3 rRNA genes are annotated in these 6,053 nt (G+C 54.8%); all 3 read left to right on the top strand.

What is annotated here, in order from left to right:
• Positions 1 to 583 precede the first annotated feature (583 nt).
• The 3 genes from SOM13_RS15300 to rrf all read left to right on the top strand — a co-directional run bounded on the left by SOM13_RS15300 (position 584) and on the right by rrf (position 5,996).
• Positions 584 to 2,105: ribosomal RNA gene (locus tag SOM13_RS15300) — 16S ribosomal RNA — on the top strand.
• Positions 2,106 to 2,582: 477 nt separating this feature from the next.
• Positions 2,583 to 5,706 (top strand): 23S ribosomal RNA (locus tag SOM13_RS15305).
• Positions 5,707 to 5,879: 173 nt separating this feature from the next.
• Positions 5,880 to 5,996 (top strand): 5S ribosomal RNA (gene rrf, locus SOM13_RS15310).
• The 16S, 23S and 5S rRNA genes sit together here, the layout of an rRNA operon.
• Positions 5,997 to 6,053 lie beyond the last annotated feature (57 nt).

Raw genomic sequence — 6,053 nt, forward strand, 5'->3', positions numbered from 1 at the left:
GCCGTGTGCGGCGTTCTGGGGCGGGATCGTGATGTTTCCGGGGTTTTCGGCGGCGACACGCCCGGGATGCGTGGAGGTTTGGACGTGTGGCGGATTGTCCGTGTAAGGTTCTTTCTTGTCACCCCAAAGGTTCGGCGGAGCGAAGCTCACCGGAACTCAAGTGTGACCGGCTTCCAAGTCCTCGAGTTGCCATTACGGCCTCGGACCAAGCAAGTTGCAACACTGGAAAACATGATGTAGGTTAGTGCCTCGTTCCCACGGGAACGGATTGCTTCTTCGGGAGTGATTGTCACTGGTTTTACGGATTGTAATCTGGTGCTAAGGTTTCACAGCTGCCTCGGACGATGGCCTTCATAAGGTCGGGTTTCTGGTGCGTTTGGTCCTTGAGAACTCAACAGCGTGCACATTGTCAAATGCCAAATTATACCCTGGCATTGCTTGTGGCTTCACCGTTCGGTGGGGTTGTGAGTGGTGTTTAGGTTTCTTTGAGATTGATGGACAACAACAATCGTCAGATTGTTTTGTTCTTTGGTCAGCATCAAATTCAGCAGTTCCGGCCTATTCCGGTTGGACTGTTTTTTCTTTTACGGAGAGTTTGATCCTGGCTCAGGACGAACGCTGGCGGCGTGCTTAACACATGCAAGTCGAACGATGAACTGGAGCTTGCTCCAGGAATTAGTGGCGAACGGGTGAGTAACACGTGAGTAACCTGCCCTTGACTCTGGGATAAGCGCTGGAAACGGCGTCTAATACCGGATACGAGCTTCAGCCGCATGGCTAGGAGTTGGAAAGAATTTCGGTCAAGGATGGACTCGCGGCCTATCAGCTAGTTGGTGAGGTAATGGCTCACCAAGGCGACGACGGGTAGCCGGCCTGAGAGGGTGACCGGCCACACTGGGACTGAGACACGGCCCAGACTCCTACGGGAGGCAGCAGTGGGGAATATTGCACAATGGGCGCAAGCCTGATGCAGCAACGCCGCGTGAGGGATGACGGCCTTCGGGTTGTAAACCTCTTTTAGTAGGGAAGAAGCGAAAGTGACGGTACCTGCAGAAAAAGCACCGGCTAACTACGTGCCAGCAGCCGCGGTAATACGTAGGGTGCAAGCGTTGTCCGGAATTATTGGGCGTAAAGAGCTCGTAGGCGGTTTGTCGCGTCTGCTGTGAAATCTGGGGGCTCAACCCCCAGCCTGCAGTGGGTACGGGCAGACTAGAGTGCGGTAGGGGAGATTGGAATTCCTGGTGTAGCGGTGGAATGCGCAGATATCAGGAGGAACACCGATGGCGAAGGCAGATCTCTGGGCCGTAACTGACGCTGAGGAGCGAAAGCATGGGGAGCGAACAGGATTAGATACCCTGGTAGTCCATGCCGTAAACGTTGGGAACTAGATGTGGGGGCCATTCCACGGTCTCCGTGTCGCAGCTAACGCATTAAGTTCCCCGCCTGGGGAGTACGGCCGCAAGGCTAAAACTCAAAGGAATTGACGGGGGCCCGCACAAGCGGCGGAGCATGCGGATTAATTCGATGCAACGCGAAGAACCTTACCAAGGCTTGACATATACCGGAAACGTCCAGAGATGGTCGCCCCGCAAGGTCGGTATACAGGTGGTGCATGGTTGTCGTCAGCTCGTGTCGTGAGATGTTGGGTTAAGTCCCGCAACGAGCGCAACCCTCGTTCTATGTTGCCAGCACGTAATGGTGGGAACTCATAGGAGACTGCCGGGGTCAACTCGGAGGAAGGTGGGGATGACGTCAAATCATCATGCCCCTTATGTCTTGGGCTTCACGCATGCTACAATGGCCGGTACAAAGGGCTGCGATACCGTAAGGTGGAGCGAATCCCAAAAAGCCGGTCTCAGTTCGGATTGAGGTCTGCAACTCGACCTCATGAAGTCGGAGTCGCTAGTAATCGCAGATCAGCAACGCTGCGGTGAATACGTTCCCGGGCCTTGTACACACCGCCCGTCAAGTCATGAAAGTCGGTAACACCCGAAGCCAGTGGCCTAACCCCTTGTGGGATGGAGCTGTCGAAGGTGGGATTGGTGATTAGGACTAAGTCGTAACAAGGTAGCCGTACCGGAAGGTGCGGCTGGATCACCTCCTTTCTAAGGAGCATGTACCAGCCCTGCTGTTTACACAGGGATTTTCTGGTCAAGTCAGTTTCGGAGCGAATGTCTCCGGCTGGCGCTCATGGGTGGAACATTGACAATGGCTCTCCGGTGAGGGCATCAGCATCAGTACGACATCTTCGGGTGTTTGGAACGTGAGGGTGTCTGAGGTGGGGAGTGTGCACGCTGTTGGGTCCTGAGGGACCAAACTTCCCTGCGCTTCGGTGTGGGGGGTTGAACTCCTCTGGGCCATATGAGTCCTGCATTATTCGCAGGGTGAGTATGGGACCCGCCCGTATTTTGAGAACTACACAGTGGACGCGAGCATCTTAGTCGCAGACAGTATCTGGCCTTCGGGTCGGGTGGTTGTTTGTGATACTAAGTGCAATTTCTTAGACCAACCCGCTCCTTCGGGGGTGTGGTTGGCGAATGAGATAACACTGAGCTGCTGGCTTCGGCTGGCAGCAACTTTGTGGTCAAGTTTCTAAGAGCAAACGGTGGATGCCTTGGCATCTGGAGCCGAAGAAGGACGTAGAAATCTGCGATAAGCCTCGGGGAGCTGATAATCGAGCCCTGATCCGAGGATTTCCGAATGGGGAAACCCCGCCAGGCATTTTGACCTGGTGACTCCCGCCTGAATATATAGGGTGGGTAGAGGGAACGTGGGGAAGTGAAACATCTCAGTACCCACAGGAAGAGAAAACAACAGTGATTCCGTCAGTAGTGGCGAGCGAAATCGGAAGAGGCTAAACCGGTCATGTGTGATAGACGGCGGTCGTTGCATGGTCGGGGTTGTGGGACCCGTTGTCCTGTTCTGCCGGACAGGAGCAGTTACAGCGCAGTATAGGCGAACAGCTTTGAATGGCTGGTCATAGAGGGTGCGAACCCCGTAGCCGAAATGCTGGCGCTGGCTGAATGGGGATCCCAAGTAGCACGGGGCCCGAGAAATCCCGTGTGAATCTGTCAGGACCACCTGATAAGCCTAAATACTCCCAGATGACCGATAGCGGACAAGTACCGTGAGGGAAAGGTGAAAAGTACCCCGGGAGGGGAGTGAAATAGTACCTGAAACCGTTTGCTTACAAACCGTTGGAGCCTCCTTGTAGGGGTGACAGCGTGCCTTTTGAAGAATGAGCCTGCGAGTTAGCGATATGTGGCGAGGTTAACCCGTGTGGGGTAGCCGTAGCGAAAGCGAGTCTTAATAGGGCGATACAGTCGCATGTCCTAGACCCGAAGCGAAGTGATCTATCCATGGCCAGGTTGAAGCGACGGTAAGACGTCGTGGAGGACCGAACCCACTTCAGTTGAAAATGGAGGGGATGAGCTGTGGATAGGGGTGAAAGGCCAATCAAACTTCGTGATAGCTGGTTCTCTCCGAAATGCATTTAGGTGCAGCGTTGCGTGTTTCTTGCCGGAGGTAGAGCTACTGGATGGCCGATGGGGCCCAAAAGCTTACTGACGTCAGCCAAACTCCGAATGCCGGTAAGTGAGAGCGCAGCAGTGAGACGGTGGGGGATAAGCTTCATCGTCGAGAGGGAAACAACCCAGACTACCAACTAAGGTCCCTAAGCGTGTGCTAAGTGGGAAAGGATGTGGAGTTGCATAGACAACCAGGAGGTTGGCTTAGAAGCAGCCACCCTTGAAAGAGTGCGTAATAGCTCACTGGTCAAGTGATTCCGCGCCGACAATGTAACGGGGCTCAAGCACACCACCGAAGTTGTAGATTTCGTATTATAGACAAGCCTTCGTGGTTCAGTCGTACGGAGTGGTAGGAGAGCGTCGTGTGGCCAGTGAAGCGGCGGTGTAAACCAGCCGTGGAGGCCACACGAGTGAGAATGCAGGCATGAGTAGCGAAAGACGGGTGAGAAACCCGTCCTCCGAAAGACCAAGGGTTCCAGGGCCAGGTTAATCCGCCCTGGGTAAGTCGGGACCTAAGGCGAGGCCGACAGGCGTAGTCGATGGACAACGGGTTGATATTCCCGTACCGGCGAAGAACCGCCCAAGCTAATCCAGTGGTGCTAAGAGTCCTAACCCGGCTGAGTGGATCCCTTCGGGGTGATGCCGGCCGGTCTAACGCTCGACCCCATGCTGGTGCGGTTAACGTATTAACAGGTGTGACGCAGGAAGGTAGCTGAGCCAGGCGATGGTATCCGTAAGGTGAACCTGGTGTAAGGATGTAGGGCTGACGATAGGCAAATCCGTCGTCAATGCGCCTGAGATCCGATGCGTACCCCGTATGGGGGAAATCAGTGATCCTATGCTGCCGAGAAAAGCATCGACGTGAGGTTCAAGCCGCCCGTACCCCAAACCGACTCAGGTGGTCAGGTAGAGAATACCAAGGAGATCGAGAGAATCGTGGTTAAGGAACTCGGCAAAATGCCCCCGTAACTTCGGGAGAAGGGGGGCCGGAACCGTGATGGGATTTACTCCCGGAGCGGGAAAGGCCGCAGAGACCAGTGGGAAGCGACTGTTTACTAAAAACACAGGTCCGTGCTAAGTCGCAAGACGATGTATACGGACTGACGCCTGCCCGGTGCTGGAAGGTTAAGAGGAAGGGTTAGCGCAAGCGAAGCTCAGAATTTAAGCCCCAGTAAACGGCGGTGGTAACTATAACCATCCTAAGGTAGCGAAATTCCTTGTCGGGTAAGTTCCGACCTGCACGAATGGCGTAACGACTTCCCAGCTGTCTCAACCGCGAACTCGGCGAAATTGCACTACGAGTAAAGATGCTCGTTACGCGCAGCAGGACGGAAAGACCCCGTGACCTTTACTACAGCTTGGTATTGGTGTTCGGAGTGGCTTGTGTAGGATAGGTGGGAGACTGTGAAGCTTGGACGCTAGTTCAGGTGGAGTCATTGTTGAAATACCACTCTGGTCACTTTGGATATCTAACTACGAACCGTGATCCGGTTCTGGGACAGTGCCTGGTGGGTAGTTTAACTGGGGCGGTTGCCTCCCAAAAAGTAACGGAGGCGCCCAAAGGTTCCCTCAACCTGGTTGGCAATCAGGTGTCGAGTGTAAGTGCACAAGGGAGCTTGACTGTGAGACTGACAAGTCGAGCAGGGACGAAAGTCGGGACTAGTGATCCGGCAGTGGCTTGTGGAAGCGCTGTCGCTCAACGGATAAAAGGTACCTCGGGGATAACAGGCTGATCTTGCCCAAGAGTCCATATCGACGGCATGGTTTGGCACCTCGATGTCGGCTCGTCGCATCCTGGGGCTGGAGTAGGTCCCAAGGGTTGGGCTGTTCGCCCATTAAAGCGGTACGCGAGCTGGGTTTAGAACGTCGTGAGACAGTTCGGTCCCTATCCGCTGCGCGCGCAGGAAATTTGAGAAGATCTATCCCTAGTACGAGAGGACCGGGATGGACGAACCTCTGGTGTGTCAGTTGTTCTGCCAAGAGCACCGCTGATTAGCTACGTTCGGAACGGATAACCGCTGAAAGCATCTAAGCGGGAAGCCGGCTTCGAGATGAGATTTCCATACCCTTCGGGGTGAGAGGCTCCCAGCTAGACTACTGGGTTGATAGGCCGGATGTGGAAGTGGGGACTAACGACCCATGGAGCTGACCGGTACTAATAAGCCGATAACTTGACAACACTCCCTCCCTGTAGAGGTGGGGGAAAGCTGCTTGCGTCCACTATGTGGTTCCCGAAATACGGTCGGGAACAATTGAACAGACAGTCGTCTGCCGTCGCCTTTCGGGGTGGGGTGGGTGCATGGTCTGAAACAGACTTCACCGCTGGCCTCAGGGCCCGTGTGTGGTAAATGTTTCGGCGGCCATAGCGAGAGGGAAACGCCCGGTTACATTCCGAACCCGGAAGCTAAGACTCTCAGCGCCGATGGTACTGCAAGGGGGACCTTGTGGGAGAGTAGGACACCGCCGGACTCCTTTTAGTAAGATCAGAGAGCCCCTTCTTCGGAAGGGGCTTTCTGCGTTTAACGC

The sequence above is a fragment of the Frigoribacterium sp. CFBP9030 genome (genome assembly GCF_034045195.1).
In the GTDB taxonomy this organism is placed as follows: Bacteria; Actinomycetota; Actinomycetes; order Actinomycetales; family Microbacteriaceae; genus Frigoribacterium.